The sequence below is a fragment of the Flavobacterium arabinosi genome, assembly GCF_048158725.1.
Classification (GTDB): Bacteria; Bacteroidota; Bacteroidia; order Flavobacteriales; family Flavobacteriaceae; genus Flavobacterium; species Flavobacterium arabinosi.
In genome coordinates, this window is record NZ_JBLNKX010000001.1 from 801,402 (window position 1) to 821,814 (window position 20,413).

The window sequence follows — 20,413 nt, forward strand, 5'->3', positions numbered from 1 at the left end:
TTTATTGTTTTTGGGCAGTAACCACATTCAACATCTTTTGTGTAGCAATGATTGCGGCAACTGTTTGATCTGAATCTAATCCTCTCGTTTTAAATTCTTTTCCATGATTAGTCCACGTAATTATAGTTTCACACAATGCATCAGAACTACTTCCTGGCGGAATTCGCACTGCATAGTCAGTCAATTTGGGCAATTCCATTTTTTTACTTTTATAAATTTTTGCTAGTGCATTCATAAAAGCATCAAATTGTCCATCACCTTGAGCATTCTCTTCAATGATTTCGCCATCTATTTTTAAACAGAGGGTAGTAGAAGGTCGCATTCCTTTGGCATGAACCAATACATAGGATTCCACTACAATTCTCTCTTCATAAGTCTGGCTGTCTAAAACATCAGAAATAATATAAGGTAAATCTTCTTTAGTAACGGTTTCTTTTTTGTCGCCTAATTCAATGATGCGTTGGGTAACTAATTTTAAGTCTTCGGGATTTAATTTCAGGCCTAATTCCTGAAGATTTTTTTCAATATTGGCTTTACCAGATGTTTTGCCTAATGCATATTTTCGTTTTCTTCCAAAGCGTTCCGGAAGCAAATCATTAAAATATAAATTATTTTTGTTATCTCCATCGGCATGAATACCTGCTGTTTGGGTGAACACATTGTCTCCAACAATAGGTTTGTTGGCTGGAATTCTATATCCTGTGAAAGTTTCTACCAATTTACTCACAGAGTACAATGAAGATTCTTTTACACTGATTTTAATTTCAGGTAAAAAGTCATTGATTACAGCAACGGTGCTTTCAAGTGGTGCATTTCCGGCACGTTCTCCCATTCCGTTTACGGTTACGTGAAGCCCTTGAATACCGGCTTTGACAGCTTCCATTACATTGGCGATACTTAAATCGTAATCGTTGTGTGCATGGAAATCAAAATGGGTATTTGGGTATCTTGCTATAATTTTCGAAATAAATTCAAATGTTTCAGAAGGGATTAAAACGCCCAAAGTGTCCGGTAGTAAGACTCTTTTAATCGGTTGTTTAGTCAAAAAATCTAAATATTGAAACACATATTCAGGTGAATTACGCATTCCGTTACTCCAATCTTCAAGATAGACATTGGTTTCAATATTATTTTCTTGAGCCAATGCAATGGCTTGAGCAATCTCGGTAAAATGTTGTTCAGGCGTTTTCTTTAATTGATGCGTTAAATGGTTGAGGGATCCTTTGGTTAGCAAGTTCTGGACTTTAGCTCCAGCCTTTTTCATCCAATCTATTGAAAGTCCACCGTCAACAAATGTTAAAACTTCGATTCGGTTAGCATATTCTTTCTCATTAGCCCAGGTCATTATCCCTTTTACACCTTGAAATTCTCCCTCGCTGACACGTGCCGAAGCAATTTCAATTCTATCAATATTTAATTCTTCCAGCAACAATTGTGCAATGGTTAGTTTTTCTGCAGCAGAAAATGATACTCCCGATGTTTGTTCGCCATCACGGAGCGTCGTATCCATTATTTCAATTTTTCTTTTTTCCATTATAAATCTGATGCTAAAAGCGGTTTCGATTTCAGTAGTTTGAAATCTGGTTGTTGTATTTTGCAAAAAGGTAAAAGCAGTTATCTGGCTTAACAATAATGTTGAGCTTAAGATAACTGCATTTTTATTGTTTGTTTTTTAGTAAGGAAGTTTATTGGCAAACCCAACAATTTCTTCTTTGATGTTTTGTAAATAATCAATATCATCAAAACCGTTAACCATATTGTCTTTTTTGTATCCAGAGATATCAAAAGATTCTTTTTGGCCAGTTGCTTTTAGCGTAATGGTTTGTTCAGGAAGATTGATTTCCAATTCTGTTTTTGGATCTGCTTCAATAGCCTTGAAGATTGTGTCAGCAAATTCCGGACTAACTTGTACCGGTAAAACACCAATGTTCAAGCAATTTCCTTTGAAAATATCTGCAAAGAAACTAGAAACAACTGCACGGAATCCATAATCGTAAACTGCCCAAGCTGCGTGTTCTCTTGAAGAACCCGAACCAAAGTTTTTTCCGCCTACTAATATTTTTCCACTGTAAGTAGCGTCATTCAATACGAAATCTGCTTTTGGAGTATCGTCTCCGTTGTATCTCCAGTCTCTGAAAAGGTTGTCTCCAAAAGCTTCACGTTTAGTAGCTTTCAAGAAACGTGCTGGGATAATTTGATCGGTATCCACATTTTCTATTGGTAGTGGCACTGCACTACTCGTAAGGATGTTAAATTTATCGTATGCCATTGTGATTTATGATTTTTGATTAACGATTTCTGATTTTAGATTTACCGCAAGGAAAATGTAATCGTATACGTTAATATTATTTTGTGTAATCTAAATTGTATAGTGTAAACTGAGTGTTGTAAAAAAAAATGTGGATTAACTAAATCTGAAATCAAAAATCGTTAATCTACATTCAGAAATCTTTTACATCAAATCTCTAGGGTCTGTTAGTTTTCCAGTAACTGCTGCTGCAGCAGCCATAATTGGACTTGCCAATAATGTTCTTGAACCGGGACCTTGACGACCTTCGAAGTTTCTGTTTGAAGTACTTACTGCATATTTTCCTGCAGGTACTTTATCATCATTCATCGCTAAACAAGCGGAACAACCTGGCTGACGCAATACAAAACCAGCTTCAGTTAGAATGTCCAAAAGACCTTCTTCTTTAATCTGGGCTTCCACTACGTGAGAACCTGGAACTAACCAAGCCGTAACATTGTCTGCTTTTTTTCTTCCTTTTACTATTTCTGTAAAAGCTCTAAAATCTTCAATTCTACCATTGGTGCAACTTCCAAGAAAAACAAAATCAATTGGTTTACCAATCATTACGTCATTTTCTTCAAAGCCCATGTAGGCTAAAGATTTTTTATACGTTTCCTCACCACCTTCAACTTGGTTGGCATTTGGAATATTTTTTGAGATACCAATTCCCATTCCAGGATTCGTACCATAAGTAATCATTGGTTCAATATCTGCCGCATTGATGTTTAATTCTGCATCAAAAATCGCATCAGCATCAGTTTTTAACGTTTTCCAATATTCAACAGCTTTTGTCCAAACTTCGCCTTTTGGAGCGTATAATCTTCCTTCTAAGAAATCAAATGTTTTTTGATCCGGAGCAATCATACCACCACGAGCACCCATTTCGATACTTAAGTTACAAACAGTCATACGACCTTCCATAGACATGTTTTCAAAAACATCTCCTGCATATTCTGCGAAATATCCTGTACCTCCAGAAGTAGTTAATTGTGCAATAATATAAAGTGCAACGTCTTTTGGACCCACACCTTTACTCAATTCACCATTTACGTTGATACGCATTTTCTTTGGTTTCGGTTGCATGATACATTGTGTAGCCATAACCATTTCAACCTCAGAAGTTCCGATACCAAAAGCAATAGCTCCAAAAGCACCATGCGTAGAAGTATGAGAATCTCCACAAACAATAGTGGCACCCGGTAAAGTAATTCCGTTTTCAGGACCTACTACGTGAACGATTCCATTTTTTTGGTGACCTAACCCCCAGTGAGAAATACCATATTCTGCTGCGTTGTCTTCCAATGCTTTTAATTGATTAGCAGATAAGGCATCAGCAACAGGTAAGTGTTGATTTATTGTTGGTGTATTGTGATCGGCAGTTGCAAAAGTGCGTTCTGGGTATAAAACTGTAATACCTCTTTCTTTTAAACCTAAAAAAGCTACAGGACTAGTAACTTCATGGATGAAATGACGGTCAATAAAAAACACATCTGGTCCATCTTCAATTTTACGCACAACATGCGAATCCCATACTTTGTCAAATAATGTAGTACTCATTTTAAATATTTTTTAAGTGTATTTCTTCTTTTACAACCCAATTGTTTGCATAAAGTTGTAACAATGGGAACAAATTTAAAAAAAGAAATAAGGTTGTCAATTTTAATATTTCATTATATACGATACCCAAACTGTTTTTACAACACCTTACCTCTTCTGTTATAGGTTTGTAGTTTGAATACCATCTTTTTATTTTGATATTAAATTTCTTTTTAAAGCTATTTTTATTTTAAAGAGGTCCAATTTGATAATTTGCAAATTTATCGCTATTTTGGTGTAAATGAGGGTTTTTTGATTGTAAAAATATAACAAAACGAATTAAAATAGTAATAATTAACAAAAGTAACCCCGTGTTTTATTTTCTATACAATGTCTTTTTTAGTCTTTTTACATAACTAAAGCAGTATTTTTTTTGGGCTTTCATTTCAATTTGTTTTGGTGAAATACTACGACATCCAAAAAACACACCGGGTGTTTATTTTTCTTTTTAATGGGGCAATATTGGGTGATTTTATGCTAAAAGATGAATAATTAGTAGGGTGATTCTTAGCGATTTTTTTGAATTTTTTTGTTCGCATTTAGGTTTTATTCTAGCTAAAAATATCCTAAATTTGAAATTCATTTTTTGTGATTTTAAAGAATTACAAACACTTCAATTTCAACTATGTACTTAATTTTCGATACCGAAACTACAGGATTGCCAAAGCGTTGGGGGGCTCCCATTTCAGATACGGATAACTGGCCGCGTTGTATTCAAATCGCTTGGCAGTTGCACGACGATATGGGAAAACTCATCGAGCATCAGGATTATTTGGTGAAGCCCGAAGGTTTTAATATCCCGTATGATGCAGAACGAATTCACGGTATTTCTACGGAATTGGCGGAAGCCGACGGAATTTCGTTGGCGGAAGTTTTGGAAAAATTCAATATAGCTTTAGGCAAAGCCAAATTTATTGTGGGTCAGAATTTAGGTTTTGACATCAATATTATGGGTTGCGAATTTTATAGAATGGGCGTTGAAAGTCAAATGAGTTCGATGCCAATTTTGGATACCTGTACCGAAGTTACCGCTTCCTTATTGCGATTGCCGGGGGGGCGAGGAGGTAAATTCAAATTACCAACCTTAACCGAATTACACAGTTACCTTTTTAATAAACCCTTTGGTGAAGCGCACAACGCGACTGCCGATGTGGAGGCAACTACGCGTTGTTTCTTAGAGCTAATTCGTCGCGATGTTTTTACTAAAGAAGAACTCGATGTTGAAATTGGCTATTTTAAAGATTTCCAAAATAAGAATCCATATGAGATTCAGCTTATAGGATTAAAACATATTAATCTTAAGGAAGCGTCTGATAAAATTCGGCAGCAGTTCGGAGAAAAACAAGCTCCAGTAGTTTCAAGAGCAGCGCTTTCTGAGAATAAAAAGGTACTTGTTGATACGCCTTTCGTGCATTTGCACAATCATACGCAATTTTCGGTGTTACAGTCTACTATTAGTATTGCGGCATTAGTAAAAGCGGCGGCACAACAAAAAATGCCTGCGGTTGCCATGACCGATCATGCGAATTTGATGGGTGCTTTTCATTTTGTCCGTGATATTTTATACCATAATAAAGCCGCTGAAGCGAAGAATAAAGCCGCTGTCGCAAATGGTGAAGAACCTACCGAAGTCCCAATGAAACCTATTGTAGGCTGCGAGTTTTTTGTATGTGAAGACCATAAAAATAAATCGGTAAAAGACAATGGGTACCAAATAGTGCTTTTGGCGAAGACCAAAAAAGGCTATCATAATTTGGCTAAAATGTCTTCCATCGCGTATACCGAAGGATTTTATTATGTGCCAAGAATTGACAGGAAAGTCATTCAGGAATTCAAAGAAGATATTATTGTTTTGTCTGGAAATCTCTATGGCGAAATCCCAAATAAGATTTTAAATATTGGTGAAAACCAAGCCGAAGAAGCGTTGCTTTGGTGGAAAAATGAATTCAAAGAAGATTTCTATATTGAGGTGATGCGTCACAACCAGGAAGATGAGAATCGGGTGAATGCGTCCCTGATTTCATTGGCGAGAAAGCATGATGTTAAGATTGTTGCGACTAACAATACTTTTTATATAAATAAAGAAAATTCGAATGCACATGATATTTTGCTTTGTGTGCGTGACGGTGAAAAACAGACGACGCCAATAGGTCGCGGTCGCGGGTATCGCTATGGACTGCCCAATCAGGAATACTATTTCAAGTCGGGAGACGAAATGAAACAGCTCTTTAATAATCTTCCGGAAGCGATTTCGAATATTTCGGAGATTGTGGATAAAATTGAAATTTTCGATTTGGCACGGGAAGTTTTGTTGCCAAAATTTGAAATTCCTGTTGAATTTAATAATCCCGAAGATGCAGTTGATGGCGGGGTACGAGGTGAAAATGCGTATTTAAGGCATTTGACTTTTGAAGGAGCGAATCGAAGATATCCTGAAATCACCGAAGAAATTCAAGAACGACTGGATTTTGAATTATTGACGATATCGAATTCCGGTTATCCTGGATATTTCCTGATTGTGCAGGATTTAATTGCCGAGGCGAGAAGTATGGGTGTTTCTGTAGGTCCTGGTCGGGGATCCGCGGCAGGATCGGTGGTAGCGTATTGTTTGAAAATCACCAATATCGACCCGTTAATGTACAACCTACTTTTTGAGCGTTTCCTGAATCCCGATCGTGTGTCACTTCCCGATATTGATATCGATTTTGATGACGAGGGACGAAGCAGCGTAATGGATTATGTGATTCGAAAATACGGTTCGAAACAAGTGGCTCAAATTATCACGTACGGTAAAATGGCAACAAAATCGGCCATTCGAGATACCGCTCGTGTTTTGGATTTACCTTTATTTGAAGCCGATAAAATCGCAAAGCTGATTCCTGGTATGATGCCGTCAAAATGGAATTTAGCGCGATTTTTGAACGAGAAAGAAGATGTCATTAAGAAAGCCGTTCGTCCAGAAGAATACGATAAAATAAAAGAATTAATAGGTCTTGCTAATGAAAGCGATTTAGGTGGGGAAACCATTCAGCAAGCCAAAGTTTTAGAAGGAAATCTAAGAAATACCGGGATTCACGCTTGTGGAGTTATTATTACGCCAAGTGATATTACGAATTTTGTTCCTGTGGCTACCGCCAAAGATTCCGATTTGTATGTGACCCAATTTGATAACTCGGTTGTAGAAAGTGCCGGTTTGTTGAAGATGGACTTCTTGGGTTTGAAAACCCTGACCCTGATAAAAGATACCGTCAAATTAGTAAAATACAGAACCGGAATTGACCTGAATCCAGATGAATTCCCAATTGACGATGTAAAAACATATGAGCTTTTTCAACGTGGTGAAACGGTGGGGATTTTTCAATATGAGAGTCCGGGAATGCAGAAATACATGAAGGAATTGAAGCCAACGGTTTTTCCCGATTTGATTGCGATGAATGCGTTGTATCGTCCGGGACCGATTGCTTATATTCCGAGTTTCGTCAAGCGGAAAAACGGCGAGGAGGAAATTGTTTATGACCTTGATGCCTGTGAAGAATTGCTAAAAGATACCTACGGAATTACCGTTTATCAAGAACAAGTAATGCTTTTGTCCCAAAAACTGGCGGATTTCTCCAAAGGTGATGCCGACGTTTTGCGTAAAGCGATGGGAAAAAAACAAAAGGATGTTTTGGACAAAATGAAACCCAAATTTATCAGTCAGGCTGCCGCCAAAGGCCATGCCGAAGATAAATTGGAGAAAATCTGGAAAGACTGGGAAGCTTTTGCGGAATACGCGTTTAATAAATCGCACTCGACTTGTTACGCTTGGATTGCGTACCAAACCGCATTTTTGAAAGCCAATTATCCAGCCGAATATATGGCCGCGGTTTTGTCTAATAATATGAGTGATATCAAGCAGGTTTCTTTCTTTATGGAGGAATGCAAGCGTATGGGATTGCAGGTTTTAGGACCCGATGTGAATGAGTCATTTTATAAATTTACCGTAAATGATGATTATGCAGTGCGTTTTGGAATGGGAGCCGTAAAAGGTGTGGGATCTGGGGCTGTGGCTACGATTGTTGAGAATAGAAAGGATGGAAGATATAAATCGATTTTTGATTTGACCAAACGTATTGATTTGCGTGCAGCGAATAAAAAAGCATTGGAGAATCTGGTTTTGGCTGGAGGTTTTGATTCGTTTTTAGGAACAACGAGAGCGCAATATTTTCATGATGATGGCGATGGAATTACTTTTTATGAAAAAGCGATCCGGTATGGATCGAAGTTTCAGGAAAATGAAAATTCATCTCAAGTGAGTTTGTTTGGCGATACCAGTGAAGTGCAAATTGCAGAGCCTATTGTGCCGCCTTGTGAGGATTGGAGTACGATGGAAAAGCTTGCCAAAGAAAAAGAGGTTGTTGGGATTTATATTTCGGGACATCCGTTGGACGATTTTAAATTTGAAATGAAGTATTTCTGTAATTCGAAATTGGAAATGCTTAAAAACATGGAGCTTTATGTGGGTAAAACCCTTGCTTTTGGAGGTATTGTTTCTAATGTGCAAAGACGGATAGCTAAAAACGGTAAAGAATGGGCGATTTTTAACTTAGAAGGTTTTGACGAAAGTTTTGAATTTAAAATATTTAATGAAGAGTATTTGAATTTTCATCGATACTTGCTTCCTAATAATTTTGTTTATTTTAAAATCCTGATTAAAGACGGATGGGTTAATAGAGAAACTGGAAAAAAATCTGAGCCAAGAATGCAGTTTACTGATGCAAAACAATTACAGGATGTGTTGGACATTTTCGCTAAGAAATTAATCTTGCTTCTGAATATATCAGATTTAGAAAATGATTTTATTCATAAATTAAGTCACCTCTTTCAAGAAAATAAAGGCGATAATACGGTGTCTTTTGAAATTATGGAGCTGGAGAAAATAAAACGACTCGTTACCGTAGCTCCTGTTGAAATAGACAATGAGGAAGAAGTTTTTGTCGATGAAAATGATGATTCTGAAATGGAAGCTCTCGAAATTCCAGAGACAAATACTGTAGCAAAATTAGAAGAAGTGGAAGAGATTAAGGTTGTAACTAAAATAACAATGCCGAGCAGAAAATTGAAAATCAAAATCTCAAATGAACTGCTGGTGGAGCTGGAGAAAATGCAAATAAACTTTAAGTTGAATTAGAGCACAATGCCCTAGCCCTGATAGAAGTGGAAATCCTTTTACAACGCTGTCAGGGTTTTGAACCCTGACTGGGCTGTAAAAGATTGAAACGAATAGCAGGAAAAAGCTCCTAACATTTACTAAAAATAACAATTGACAATACACTTATAATCAAAACTAATTTATGAATGGCATTTGATTAGTTTTTAATTTCTAAATTTGTACTCAGGATTGAAACCTTAAACATTTAAATAAAAAAAATATGGCATTAGCAATAACAGACGCTACTTTTGATGAAGTAGTTTTGAAATCAGACAAACCGGTAATGGTGGATTTTTGGGCAGCATGGTGTGGACCTTGTAGAATGGTTGGACCAATCATTGACGAATTGAGTGCGGAATACGAGGGAAAAGTAGTCGTAGGAAAAGTTGATGTTGATGCAAACCAAGAATTTGCTGCCAAATACGGAGTGAGAAATATCCCAACAGTATTGGTTTTTCATAACGGAGAAGTAGTAGGAAAACAAGTAGGAGTTGCTCCGAAACAAACCTACGCAGATAGTTTAGACGCTTTGTTGTAATCGGTAGATTATGATTTACATAGAATCTGTACGGATTCAGATAAAAGGTTTGGCGAAAGTCAGGCCTTTTTTTTGTTTAAGCTGAATTTATTTCAGCTTCCCGATTTAGTTTTATTTTTAAAATCTTTAAATTTTTAAATCATTCCATCTTTTACTACATTTGAGATATGAAGATCGAATCGCAAATAGAGAAAATTTCCAGTTTTCAGCATCTTGAATTGCTGGCCAATCAGGTTGTGGAGGGTTTTATTTCGGGCATGCATAAAAGTCCGTTTCATGGATTTTCGGCTGAATTTGCGGAGCATAAAGTTTATAATGTGGGCGAAAGCACCAAACACATCGATTGGAAGTTATTTGCCAAAACAGATCGTTTGTACACGAAACGATTTGAGGAAGAGACGAATTTGCGTTGCCATATCATTATCGATAATTCCTCTTCGATGCATTATCCTAAATTAAAAGAAAGTCAGCAATTCTATGAAAATAAAATCGGCTTCTCGGTTTTGGCTTCGGCGGTTTTAATGAATCTTTTAAAGAAGCAACGCGATGCTGTGGGACTAAGTGTGTTTTCGGACAAATATGAATACTACGCGCCTGAAAAAGGCAGTGATCGCCATCACAGAATGATTTTGAATGCACTCGAAGGGTTGCTGGAAAAACCTGCGATCAAAAAAAGCACGGATACGGTTACCTTCTTACATCAAATAGCGGAGAAAATCCACCGTCGTTCGATGATTATCCTATTTACGGATATGTTTCAGTCCGGTTCTGACGCGTCGGGAGAAGAAGCACTGTTTAATGCCCTGCAACATTTGAAACACAACAAGCACAAAGTGGTTTTATTTCATGTTGTGGACAACAAAACGGAGTTGAATTTTGACTTTGACAATGCGCCAAGGAAGTTTATTGATGTGGAATCGGGTGAAGAAGTGGCGGTTTTTGCGGATAATGTAAAAGAAGAATACGAAAAACAGGTAGAAAGTTATTTCAAGAAGCTGGCATTAACCTGTGCGCAAAACCGAATAAAGTACATTCCGGTAGGTGCGGATGAAAGTTTCGAAAAAATTTTAATGACATACTTGGTTGAAAAACAAAACTTTGGGTGATACGGCGAATTTTTATCAAATATTTTTTCAAAAAACGCTTGCGTAAACGGAAATCTATTGTATCTTTGCCACCGCAATAAAGCAGCAGGTTTGGTAGTTCAGTTGGTTAGAATACATGCCTGTCACGCATGGGGTCGCGGGTTCGAGTCCCGTCCAGACCGCTAATATTGGGGAAAGCCTTTCATAACTGAAAGGCTTTTTTGCCCCAATAAGGTATCTAAAGCTAGTTGTGTTGTTTGCTACGAATTTGTAACTTGTAGCGGGTTTAGTAGTTAGACCAATGAAAAGCTTTCCACTTTTGTGGATAGCTTTTTTGATTAAAAAGAAAGCAGGTTTGGTAGTTCAGTTGGTTAGAATACATGCCTGTCACGCATGGGGTCGCGGGTTCGAGTCCCGTCCAGACCGCTAGATTAAAGAAGGCCTTTCGTAATTGAAAGGCTTTTTTGATTTCAGGAAGTTTGTAAATTAAAACAGCTCTGATTTATACTGCCAGACAATCGTAAGAAACAATCCTAGATACATTACGCAAACCACAAATTTCATAAAGCTGGAAGCCAGTAAGCCGATAAATGATCCTGTGGCTGCTTTCAAAGCCCGTTTATGGTCTTTTGAATCGAAAATAAGTTCTCCGATTAAAGCGCCAACAAAAGGGCCTAAAAGAAAACCAAAAGGAATAGGAGCAATAATTCCGATAATCAAACCAATATTTGTTCCCCAAATACCATAGGAACTGCCACCAAATTTTTTGGTTCCTCTGGAAGGAATGACATAATCCAAAACAGAAATAACGACAGTAATCAATAAAGCAATTCCAAGAATCCAATAATTAGCCGGAATAGCATTCGTGAAATAAAGCAACAGTAAACCAACCCAGCTGATACTTGGCCCAGGTAAAACGGGTAAAAAGCTTCCAAAAATGCCTGTAATCATGCATGAAAAACCAAGAATTAAAAGTAATATATCCATAGCATTATTTTAGTAATTTTGAAAAATAAAGAAGCATTTCTATTTCTAAACGAATATGAGAAAAATAATTTTAGTATTTTCCATTGCGCTATTTTTCCTGATTTCTCAGGAGTCCTTACAAGCCCAAGAGAAAACGGTGAATACTGCTGATGCCCTTTTGAAAGAAACGGTATACAATGCCAATAGAGTAAAAGTATCAAATTTTTCTTTGAAACAGTTTGATACACTTTTTTTTGAATTTTTCGATAAAAAAGCCAATCCCAATTTAGTATTGACAAAAGAAGAATTCTATAAATATACCATTCAGATTGCTATTTTTTCAGATCGATTGGCGGCATTATATCCAGACCAAAAAGAAATTGCTGCCGAAAACAAAAAGAAATGGTTTGCTGAAACCTACGAAGATTATTTGCTTTCTAAAGCAACTCAAAAAAAATAATTGTATTTTTATAAAATATTAGTTCAATTGAAAAACAAAACCTTGAAGCACTATTACCTTTTTTTAGTAATTATACTTTTTAATTCCTGCCAATATTTCGAAAAGCAAGTGCCTTCGGAAAAGGAATTGTTGCAAAAGGAACTGAAATCGATCAACTGGAAAGAAGTCGATGAATACCCGTCGGTTGTAGATTGCGAAAAAATAGAGAATAAAACGCAACGCCAGCAATGTTTTTTTGAAGTTTTAACGCAGTTGATTCAGGAAAAATTGAGCGTTGACACCCTTTCGGTTCTTTATCCGGAATTGGACACGATTGAAGTAAAAGTCACTGTTTTTCCTAACGCCACGATGCAATTCGAACCACAATTTCCCAAAGATTCCGTTGCTTACGACAGAATAAAAATTGACAGCATCCTAAAAGCGCGTTTGGTCGATTTTCCAAAAGTGAATCCAGCCATCAAACGCGGAATTCCTGTAAAAACACAATTTATTCTTCCGGTAATTCTAAAAGTAGAGTAGTTTTCTAGGAGCTATTTCCAGCTATTCGTTGCAATCTTACTGTTTTTAAAGAAAAAACATTAAGGATTTTCACTTCTATCTGGGCTAGGGCTTTAGTGTAAAACAAGAAATATCGTTTCAGAAATCAAAAATCTGCAATCTAAAATTTTCTCCCCTTCCATTCATATTTGCCAAACAAAGAATGCAAAGCCACACCTGTGCTAAAAAACGGATACAACAAATTGCTTAAAACCAAATAGCGCATTTTACTTTTATTCAAAAAATGATTGGCTTTGTAAATCAAAATAGCATCAACTGAAAATTTGAGTATCAATAACAAAAAGATATTTGAAAACGAAACCAAACCGAATATGCAAAAGCTAATTCCCAAAATCAAACACAAATTTCCGGCAAAAACCAATATTCCCAATCCTTTTCCGAAAGTACTTTGGTACGAACTTGTTTTCGAAGCCCAGCGCACTCTTTGATAGAATAACGATTTCCAATCATTCAATGGTTTTGTGATGACAATGTTATTTTCAGATTTCAAATAATGGACTTTTTCTGGAAATTGAGCAATCGCTTTTTGCAACAGGAAAACATCATCGCCACTTGCAATTTCATCATTTCCATTAAAGCCATTTAGCTCCTGAAAGAAGGATTTCGTGTAAGCAAAATTAGCTCCATTACACATAAATCCTTTTTTTATTCCAAAACTTCCTATTGTGGCTCCTTGTAAACTAGCCAAATCCAATTGCTGGAAATGATGTAGAAACGAATCATCACAATCATACGTCACTGCCCCGGCAATCATCGAAACATCATGGAGTTGAATGTAATTGTCCAATGTCAATAACCAGTTTTTATTGACTGTGCAATCAGCATCAGTGGTGATGATCCAATTCGTCTTTACGATTTGCATTGCGGTTACAATCGCATCTTTCTTGGGTGAATTCGAAACCCGAATATTCTTTATAATGGAGACCTGAAACCTGAAGTCTGAAACCTGAAATCTTTCTTCGGATTCGTCATCCACCAAAATCACTTCAAACAATTCCATCGGATAATTCAACTTGGATAGACCGTCTAATAAAATAGGCAGATTCTCCGTTTCATTCCGAAAAGGAACGATAATCGAGAATTTTTTCTTTGGTTTTAAACTAATGTAATCGATAGTATTTACTTTGTTGAAACCATAAATTAGGAAGATAATCGCCGAGCAATAGAGGATTATAATGAAGGACAACACAAAAATCATATCGAATTTTTAGTTTTAAAATTCAACACATAATAACTGCCAATTACAACTGGCAAAACTACATTCAGAAACCACATAAGCGTGGTCACAAAAATCACTATCCATTCGTTTACGCCAAGAATGCCAAAGAAATATACCGCTACACTTCCTTTTACGGCAAAGTCTAAAAATTGGAAAGTAGGCAAGGAGGAAGCTAAAAAGTAAACACTTGTGATTGTGGCAATGACTATTAAATAAGGCAAAGCAACATCAAAAGCCAGAAATAAAAAATAATATTGGTGTGAAAAAACCAAGAAACGACAAATCGCTAAAAAGATGTTTTTTTGATGAATGGGTTTTGGGATTTCGTTAATCTTATGAATGAGTCTTTCGATGGAATAGCCTTTAATCGTGAATTTTTTCAAGAGAAAAGAAACAAAAAACACCAGTATTAGCAATCCAAAAAGAAGCGCAACGGTTTTTGTAGTAATCACATTATACTGAGCATTGAAATACAATAAGCCGAAAATTCCAAAAATAACGGTCAAAATCATTTGGATTCCGTTGCAAATGAGGTTTAAAAAAAGGACATTTTTAGTGTCTTTTTTCTCGAAAAACAATGCTTTTCCGGCATATTCCCCCACGCCATTTGGTGTAAAAAGTCCGGCAGTCAGCGCACCAAGAACTTGTTTAGTAGCTTCGCCCAGCGATATTTTATGGATAAATCCGACCAGATTCTGCCATTTCAAAATTTCAAAAAACCGATTCAAAACACTGAGAAATAAAATGAAGACAATTCCACCAACTGACTGATTTTTTTGGAATAAAACGATGAATTTTTGCCAATCCAGTTTGTCGTTATTTGCCAATTGATTGTAAATAAAATAGAATGCGCCACCCACAATCAAAACTTTGATTATAAGAACGAGGAATTGCTTAGCTTTGTGAGGAATTGTAATCATTACTGCAAAATAACAAATTAAAATTGGCAAACGAGCGCATCATATTGGGAATTGACCCAGGGACTACGATTATGGGTTTTGGATTGATAAAAATTGTCAATAAAAAAATGGTATTCTTGCAATTGAACGAACTGCAATTGTCCAAATACGATAACCATTACCAGAAACTGAAAATCATTTTCGAACGGACCATTGAGTTAATCGATACCCACAATCCAGATGAAATTGCGATTGAAGCACCTTTCTTTGGTAAAAACGTACAATCGATGTTGAAGTTGGGACGCGCACAAGGAGTGGCAATGGCAGCAGGACTTTCAAGAGACATTCCTATTACCGAATACGAACCCAAGAAAATAAAAATGGCAATTACCGGAAACGGGAACGCCAGCAAAGAACAAGTAGCCAAAATGCTCCAGCAACTTTTAGGATTAAAAGAATTGCCTAAAAATCTCGATAGTACCGACGGATTAGCAGCCGCGGTCTGTCATTTTTTCAATTCCGGAAAAGTGGTTGGAGAGAAAAGTTATACCGGTTGGGATGCATTTGTAAAACAAAACGAAGAACGGGTTAAAAAATAGTTTTCACTCGCAGTTTTCAGTCTCAGGAACTGGAAATTGCGACTGCGACGGAACACTAAATTAATGAGCGGAATCTACATTCATATCCCTTTTTGCAAGCAGGCGTGTCACTATTGCGACTTTCATTTTTCGACTTCGATGAAGAAGAAAGAAGAGATGGTTTTGGCAATTGCCAAAGAAATTCAAATGCGTAAAAGTGAGAGTGAAAACGATCCCGAATTCTCGGGAGTGGAAACCATTTATTTTGGAGGAGGAACACCAAGTGTTTTAACATCCGAAGAAATTAATTTCCTGATAGCGGAAGTGTATAAAAACTATTCTGTTTCAGAAAATCCAGAAATTACACTTGAAGCCAATCCTGATGATTTGTCAAGCGAACGAATAATTGAATTGTCTAAAAGTAAAATTAACCGATTAAGCATTGGGATTCAGTCTTTCTTTGAAGAAGATTTACAACTGATGAACCGTGCCCATAATTCGGCGGAAGCCAAAAAATGTTTGGAAGAAGCTACCAAGTATTTCGACAATATTTCTCTTGATTTGATATACGGAATTCCGGGAATGAGCAACGAGAAATGGAAACAAAACATTGAAACGGCTTTGTCATTTGGTATTCCGCATATTTCGAGTTACGCGTTGACGGTGGAACCAAAAACGGCATTGAATAAATTGATTCAAACGGGAAAAATTGCAGCTCCTAAAGATGAAGTCGCCCAAGAACATTTCGCTATTTTGGTAGAAACGCTCGAAGCCAATGATTTTATTCATTATGAATTATCGAATTTTGGAAAGGTCAATTATTTTTCAAAAAATAATTCGGCGTATTGGCTGGGAAAGAAATATATTGGAATTGGTCCTTCGGCACACAGTTATGATGGCGTTTCGAGAAGTTGGAATGTTTCGAATAATTCTATTTATTTGAAATCCATTCAAGAAAATAAACTGCCTAACGAAATAGAAATCCTTTCGACAGCTGATCGATATAACGAATATGTTATGACAGGTTTGCGAACTATTTGGGGTGTTTCTTTGGATAGAATCGAAACTGAATTTGGGAATGCATATTTGAACTATCTTAATAAACAGACTCAGAAATTTCTTGAGGACGATTTAGTTTTTATCGAAAATAAGATTCTAAAACCGACACCAAAAGGAAAGTTTTTGACAGATGGAATTGCGTCAGACTTATTTTACTTAAATTTGGAAGAGTAAAAATTCGCCACAAAGACACAAAGGCACAAAGAAATAAGTAAAGTTTGGTTCGGAACTTTGCGCCTTAGCGCCTTAGCGGTATAAAAAAATAATTTGTGTTAGCAACAATCCAACATAACAACCAGACCTTCGAGGTCGATCTATCAAAACCCATTGATATTTCGATTCCGTTAACGAATACCGATGAAAATCCTATTGCTTGGTATATCGAGAAACCAGTCATTGAACCGGTCGTTTTTGGGGAATGGATAGGGAAAGTATCGGAAGGAAAATCGTCTACCAATTTCAACAATATTTTTTTCAATCCACACGGACACGGAACCCACACTGAATGTCTGGGACATATTACACGGGAATTTTACAGTATTAATCAGTCGTTGAAGCAGTTTTTCTTTTTGGCAGAATTGATTTCGGTTGTGCCAGAAAGACAAGGAGAGGATTTGGTGATTACTTTGGATAGCATCACGACTGCGCTCGATGTGACATTGAAGTTAGGTATTCCAAGAGAAGCGATTGTCATTCGAACAATTCCCAATTTAGAATCAAAAAAACAGTTGAAATATTCGAATACGAATCCGCCTTATCTGGCTGCAGCTGCTGCGCGTTTCATTCGCGAAAGCGGGATTAAGCATTTATTGATTGATTTGCCAAGTGTTGATAAAGAACATGACGAAGGGAAATTACTGGCGCACAAAGCGTTTTGGAATGTAACAAATATCAATAATTTGAATGCAGATGCAAGATTGGATTGTACAATTACCGAGATGATTTTTGTTCCAAATGAAGTAAAAGACGGAAGTTATTTGTTGAATTTGCAAATCGCGCCATTCGAAAATGATGCGAGTCCGAGTAAACCGATACTATATAAAATATGATATGCTCCGCCAGTTCGCCTTATGGGCTCGTGTCCGTTTCAACCGATAAAAATAAGCTAGACGTTCCGTTTATTCAGCACTTTCTGAAAGATATTTATTGGGCTGCAGGACGAACAATGGCCGAAGTTCAAACCACAATCGATCATTCGTTTTGTTTTGGAATTTATTTAAATGATAAACAAATTGGTTTCGCACGAGTGATTACGGACTATGTCGTTTTTGCTTATCTAATGGATGTTTTTATTACGGAAGAACATCGAGGTAAAGGTTATTCGGCTATTCTAATAAACAGTATGATGAATGAACCTAAACTAAAAGAGGTTAAAATTTGGCGATTAGCGACATCAGATGCACACTTTTTATATGAGAAATTTGGTTTTACAGCATTGGAAAATCCAGAAAAAATGATGGAAAAGAAAATAATTTGACTTAGAAATAATTTTAAAAGATGAATTTAGAAACGTATTATGAATATTGTCTTTCTAAAAAAGGAGTCACCGAACATTTTCCTTTTGATGAAGATACTTTAGTCTTTAAAGTAGGAGGTAAAATATTTGCTTTGTCGTCATTAAACCAATGGGAAAAAGGACAGCCAGCAGTGAATTTGAAATGTGATCCAGAGCGCGCCCAGGTATTACGCGCTGAATATGATGCTATTCAACCGGGATTTCACATGAATAAAATGCATTGGAACACGATTGCTGTAAATAGAGATGTTCAAGACGCCTTTTTCAAAGAACTAATAGATCATTCCTACGAATTGGTTTTCAAAAGTTTAACAAAGAAAATACAGCTTGAAATTCAAGAATTAGAAAATTAGGCATTACTTTTGCCAAGAATTTTAGAATAAAATTATAAATGCGTACTGAATAAATTCAGCATAAAAATGAAAGAACAATTTAAGAAGTTTTTAAACGAAGAACAAGATCCAAAAGCCATCGAAAAAATCGCTTCAAAATTGAGTGATTTATTGATGAAGAATGAAGAAATCGGATATATCGCTGTTCAAAAAAAACCAGCTATTACCGTTTTACCTGATAGTATTGTGATGACCAATAAAAGAATCATCATTTGTCAGCCAAAAAATCTGGGACTTTCCATGAATTTTATTGATTACACTTGGGACGAGATAGAAGGAACTTTTGTGAAAGAAAATATTCTGGGTTCAGAGTTTTCTTTTACGACGAGAACCAACATGGAGGTTTCGATTGATTATATCCCTAAAATTCAAGCTCGAAAAATATTTACGTACGCCAAAGAGCAATTGGATATTTTGAAAGGTAGCGCAGTTTCAAATGCAGTAATATTTAATGAAATTCCGGTTCCTCCAATTGAAGAAGTGGAAGTTATCGAAGAAATGGAAACGGAAGAAGTGACCAGCTTCGCTGAAATAATACCAGTTACGCCGCCAGTTTATATTATGGAAAACGAGCAGCTCAACACTTCGCCTGAAACTCCAAAAGAAAATGGATTAAGTGGATTTTCGCAAGATGAACTTTTTGAAAAATTGCAGAATTATAAAAAATTACTGGATAACGGATTGATTTTGCAAGGCGAATATGATGCTTTCAAAAAAGAAATTTTGAGTTATATGTAGTTTAGGAATCAGAATTTAGAAGTTTAAAAAAATAGCAAACCCGACATGCTTAATGCTTGTCGGGTTTGCTTTTTATTATAAAGTGCTTTTCTGTTTTTCTACAAAATTATGGGCTTGTAATTCCAGTAACTCAGTCGCTTTCTTTCGTTGTAAGTCGTATAGGTTTTTATCTTGTGCAATATCTTCATAGACTTTATCGTGCATGGTAGCACTGGTTTTTACCAATAAATTTCGTTGGTATTTGTCTTGGTCCAAAGTAGCTTTTAGAGCCGTTTCTAAATCGTCCAGTTTAAAATCATATTCTCCTTTTGGGGATAATAATTTTGCAATAATTGGGGACGTTTCGATTGCCAGGAATAACAGCATGATAAAAAAGGACGGCAGCCAAGGTAATTTATTCAACGCATTGATTCGCGCCATTAAACCATCAAATCCATCGATTATGGGTTGGGTTTCGGTTACTTTTTTGTCTAAATCTGCTTGAAGTGTTTTAGATTTTAGCTCCATTTCAGCAATTTTGGCTAAGTTGGTTTTTTGTAAAGTATCCAGTTCTTTCTTAACCAAATCATGTTTGGCTATTTTTTCTTTAAAAACGGGGCCTTTGCCTAATTTTTTTGTTCCGGCGGTTCCTTCGGCCTCAGTAATATAGGTTTCGTAAAGCGTATTTACCTCTTTTTCTTTCTTGGTGATTTCTGATTTTAAACTGGCTATGTCAGCTTTATTTTTGTCTAAATCCGATTTGAAATAATTAGCCACTTCCTTTTTGTTATTCAAGGCCATGGCGTTTTTCTCTTTCAATAAAACGGTGTTGATTTCTTTTTCGAAAATTTTAATTTCCAATGGTTTTGAAATTACGATAGCAATGATTACCGCCAAAATAATTCGGGGTGTTGCTTGTAGAAATTCACTTCCAAATTGGTCTCTTTTTCGAATGGTAGAAACAATAAAACGATCCAAATTGAAAATAAGTAAACTCCAAACTAAACCAAAGAGTAAAGCGGGATATACATTATCGAAAACAGTAAAAAGGGCATACGCGCTGGCGATAAAAGCCATGACGGCAGTAAAGAAAACGGTGGCGCCAATACCAACATATTTGGTTTGTTCCCCTTCAGAGCAACCTTCAAGTAGGTTTTTGTCAGCCCCTGAACATAGGATGAAAAATTGTTTTAACATGATTGTTTTTTTGATTGATTGATGATTACAAATTTAACGCCAAATTTTAAATAATGGTATAAATAGTTGGTTTGTTTTTGGTTAGCAATTTTTATGCATAAAAAAAGCCGTTCATAACGAACAGCTTTTTTGGTTTTTGAATTAATAATAAC

The 20,413-nt window shown here is 36.3% G+C and carries 18 protein-coding genes and 2 tRNA genes; 13 read left to right on the top strand and 7 right to left on the bottom strand.

The annotated features are described in order from the left end of the window. Position 1 precedes the first annotated feature (1 nt). From ACM55K_RS03285 to leuC, 3 genes are all read right to left on the bottom strand, one after another. Positions 2 to 1,534, bottom strand: coding sequence for an alpha-isopropylmalate synthase regulatory domain-containing protein (locus tag ACM55K_RS03285; protein ID WP_416848811.1), 1,533 nt, complete (start codon positions 1,532 to 1,534; stop codon positions 2 to 4). A 138-nt stretch (positions 1,535 to 1,672) separates the two neighbouring features. Next, positions 1,673 to 2,269, bottom strand: coding sequence for a 3-isopropylmalate dehydratase small subunit (gene leuD / locus ACM55K_RS03290; protein ID WP_416848812.1), 597 nt, complete (start codon positions 2,267 to 2,269; stop codon positions 1,673 to 1,675). 183 nt (positions 2,270 to 2,452) lie between these two features. Continuing rightward, positions 2,453 to 3,847 (bottom strand): 3-isopropylmalate dehydratase large subunit, encoded by a 1,395-nt coding sequence (leuC, locus tag ACM55K_RS03295; protein WP_416848813.1) that lies wholly within the window; start codon positions 3,845 to 3,847, stop codon positions 2,453 to 2,455. A 664-nt stretch (positions 3,848 to 4,511) separates the two neighbouring features. Here leuC and dnaE point away from each other — a divergent pair. From dnaE to ACM55K_RS03320, 5 genes are all read left to right on the top strand, one after another. Further along, entirely contained in the window at positions 4,512 to 9,056 is a 4,545-nt protein-coding gene (gene dnaE, locus ACM55K_RS03300) for a DNA polymerase III subunit alpha (RefSeq protein WP_416848814.1), read from the top strand. A gap of 241 nt (positions 9,057 to 9,297) precedes the next feature. Next, the gene (trxA, locus tag ACM55K_RS03305; protein WP_416847785.1) at positions 9,298 to 9,615 is read left to right on the top strand and encodes a thioredoxin; all 318 of its coding nucleotides are present in this window, start codon (positions 9,298 to 9,300) and stop codon (positions 9,613 to 9,615) included. A gap of 167 nt (positions 9,616 to 9,782) precedes the next feature. Further along, positions 9,783 to 10,721: a DUF58 domain-containing protein gene (locus ACM55K_RS03310; protein WP_416848815.1), complete on the top strand. Its 939-nt coding sequence runs from the start codon at positions 9,783 to 9,785 to the stop codon at positions 10,719 to 10,721. 87 nt (positions 10,722 to 10,808) lie between these two features. Continuing rightward, positions 10,809 to 10,882, top strand: a tRNA-Asp gene (locus ACM55K_RS03315). Positions 10,883 to 11,052: 170 nt separating this feature from the next. Further along, positions 11,053 to 11,126 (top strand) — tRNA-Asp (locus tag ACM55K_RS03320). 60 nt (positions 11,127 to 11,186) lie between these two features. On the opposite strand, the gene ACM55K_RS03325 is transcribed toward ACM55K_RS03320, so the two are convergent. Beyond that, positions 11,187 to 11,687 carry a DUF456 domain-containing protein gene (locus tag ACM55K_RS03325; protein WP_416848816.1) on the bottom strand — a complete coding sequence of 167 codons (501 nt, stop codon included), beginning with the start codon at positions 11,685 to 11,687 and terminating at the stop codon, positions 11,187 to 11,189. A gap of 55 nt (positions 11,688 to 11,742) precedes the next feature. Here ACM55K_RS03325 and ACM55K_RS03330 point away from each other — a divergent pair, with 55 nt between their 5' ends. Then, positions 11,743 to 12,126 carry a hypothetical protein gene (locus ACM55K_RS03330; RefSeq protein WP_416848817.1) on the top strand — a complete coding sequence of 128 codons (384 nt, stop codon included), beginning with the start codon at positions 11,743 to 11,745 and terminating at the stop codon, positions 12,124 to 12,126. 42 nt (positions 12,127 to 12,168) lie between these two features. After that, positions 12,169 to 12,645: a hypothetical protein gene (locus ACM55K_RS03335; protein WP_416848980.1), complete on the top strand. Its 477-nt coding sequence runs from the start codon at positions 12,169 to 12,171 to the stop codon at positions 12,643 to 12,645. A gap of 139 nt (positions 12,646 to 12,784) precedes the next feature. Here the strand turns inward: ACM55K_RS03335 and ACM55K_RS03340 are convergent, their stop codons facing one another. Beyond that, positions 12,785 to 13,882, bottom strand: coding sequence for a glycosyltransferase family 2 protein (locus tag ACM55K_RS03340; protein ID WP_416848818.1), 1,098 nt, complete (start codon positions 13,880 to 13,882; stop codon positions 12,785 to 12,787). Then, on the bottom strand, positions 13,879 to 14,823 hold the full coding sequence (locus tag ACM55K_RS03345; protein ID WP_416848819.1) for a hypothetical protein: 945 nt from the start codon (positions 14,821 to 14,823) through the stop codon (positions 13,879 to 13,881). Before ACM55K_RS03345 ends, ACM55K_RS03340 begins: the two co-directional genes overlap by 4 nt. Before the next feature lie 23 nt (positions 14,824 to 14,846). Here ACM55K_RS03345 and ruvC point away from each other — a divergent pair, with 23 nt between their 5' ends. From ruvC to ACM55K_RS03375, 6 genes are all read left to right on the top strand, one after another. Further along, a complete protein-coding gene (gene ruvC / locus ACM55K_RS03350; RefSeq protein ID WP_416837275.1) occupies positions 14,847 to 15,401 on the top strand; it encodes a crossover junction endodeoxyribonuclease RuvC in 555 nt (184 codons plus the stop codon). Positions 15,402 to 15,464: 63 nt separating this feature from the next. Continuing rightward, positions 15,465 to 16,613 carry a radical SAM family heme chaperone HemW gene (hemW, locus tag ACM55K_RS03355; protein ID WP_416848820.1) on the top strand — a complete coding sequence of 383 codons (1,149 nt, stop codon included), beginning with the start codon at positions 15,465 to 15,467 and terminating at the stop codon, positions 16,611 to 16,613. 95 nt (positions 16,614 to 16,708) lie between these two features. Then, the gene (locus tag ACM55K_RS03360) at positions 16,709 to 17,488 is read left to right on the top strand and encodes a cyclase family protein (protein ID WP_416848821.1); all 780 of its coding nucleotides are present in this window, start codon (positions 16,709 to 16,711) and stop codon (positions 17,486 to 17,488) included. Then, positions 17,485 to 17,916: a GNAT family N-acetyltransferase gene (locus ACM55K_RS03365; RefSeq protein ID WP_416848822.1), complete on the top strand. Its 432-nt coding sequence runs from the start codon at positions 17,485 to 17,487 to the stop codon at positions 17,914 to 17,916. Before ACM55K_RS03360 ends, ACM55K_RS03365 begins: the two co-directional genes overlap by 4 nt. A 20-nt stretch (positions 17,917 to 17,936) precedes the next feature. Beyond that, positions 17,937 to 18,308: an MmcQ/YjbR family DNA-binding protein gene (locus ACM55K_RS03370; protein WP_416848823.1), complete on the top strand. Its 372-nt coding sequence runs from the start codon at positions 17,937 to 17,939 to the stop codon at positions 18,306 to 18,308. A gap of 66 nt (positions 18,309 to 18,374) precedes the next feature. After that, positions 18,375 to 19,085 (top strand): PH domain-containing protein, encoded by a 711-nt coding sequence (locus ACM55K_RS03375; protein WP_416848824.1) that lies wholly within the window; start codon positions 18,375 to 18,377, stop codon positions 19,083 to 19,085. A 75-nt stretch (positions 19,086 to 19,160) separates the two neighbouring features. Here the strand turns inward: ACM55K_RS03375 and ACM55K_RS03380 are convergent, their stop codons facing one another. After that, positions 19,161 to 20,261, bottom strand: a complete 1,101-nt coding sequence (locus tag ACM55K_RS03380; RefSeq protein ID WP_416848825.1) for a DUF4407 domain-containing protein — start codon at positions 20,259 to 20,261, stop codon at positions 19,161 to 19,163. Positions 20,262 to 20,413 lie beyond the last annotated feature (152 nt).

Coding starts and splice junctions, on each gene's coding strand:
- ACM55K_RS03285 (WP_416848811.1), bottom strand. CDS start 1,534: ATGGAAAAAAGAAAAATTGAAATAATGGATACGACGCTCCGTGATGGC.
- leuD (WP_416848812.1), bottom strand. CDS start 2,269: ATGGCATACGATAAATTTAACATCCTTACGAGTAGTGCAGTGCCACTA.
- leuC (WP_416848813.1), bottom strand. CDS start 3,847: ATGAGTACTACATTATTTGACAAAGTATGGGATTCGCATGTTGTGCGT.
- dnaE (WP_416848814.1), top strand. CDS start 4,512: ATGTACTTAATTTTCGATACCGAAACTACAGGATTGCCAAAGCGTTGG.
- trxA (WP_416847785.1), top strand. CDS start 9,298: ATGGCATTAGCAATAACAGACGCTACTTTTGATGAAGTAGTTTTGAAA.
- ACM55K_RS03310 (WP_416848815.1), top strand. CDS start 9,783: ATGAAGATCGAATCGCAAATAGAGAAAATTTCCAGTTTTCAGCATCTT.
- ACM55K_RS03325 (WP_416848816.1), bottom strand. CDS start 11,687: ATGGATATATTACTTTTAATTCTTGGTTTTTCATGCATGATTACAGGC.
- ACM55K_RS03330 (WP_416848817.1), top strand. CDS start 11,743: ATGAGAAAAATAATTTTAGTATTTTCCATTGCGCTATTTTTCCTGATT.
- ACM55K_RS03340 (WP_416848818.1), bottom strand. CDS start 13,882: ATGATTTTTGTGTTGTCCTTCATTATAATCCTCTATTGCTCGGCGATT.
- ACM55K_RS03345 (WP_416848819.1), bottom strand. CDS start 14,823: ATGATTACAATTCCTCACAAAGCTAAGCAATTCCTCGTTCTTATAATC.
- hemW (WP_416848820.1), top strand. CDS start 15,465: ATGAGCGGAATCTACATTCATATCCCTTTTTGCAAGCAGGCGTGTCAC.
- ACM55K_RS03365 (WP_416848822.1), top strand. CDS start 17,485: ATGATATGCTCCGCCAGTTCGCCTTATGGGCTCGTGTCCGTTTCAACC.
- ACM55K_RS03370 (WP_416848823.1), top strand. CDS start 17,937: ATGAATTTAGAAACGTATTATGAATATTGTCTTTCTAAAAAAGGAGTC.
- ACM55K_RS03375 (WP_416848824.1), top strand. CDS start 18,375: ATGAAAGAACAATTTAAGAAGTTTTTAAACGAAGAACAAGATCCAAAA.
- ACM55K_RS03380 (WP_416848825.1), bottom strand. CDS start 20,261: ATGTTAAAACAATTTTTCATCCTATGTTCAGGGGCTGACAAAAACCTA.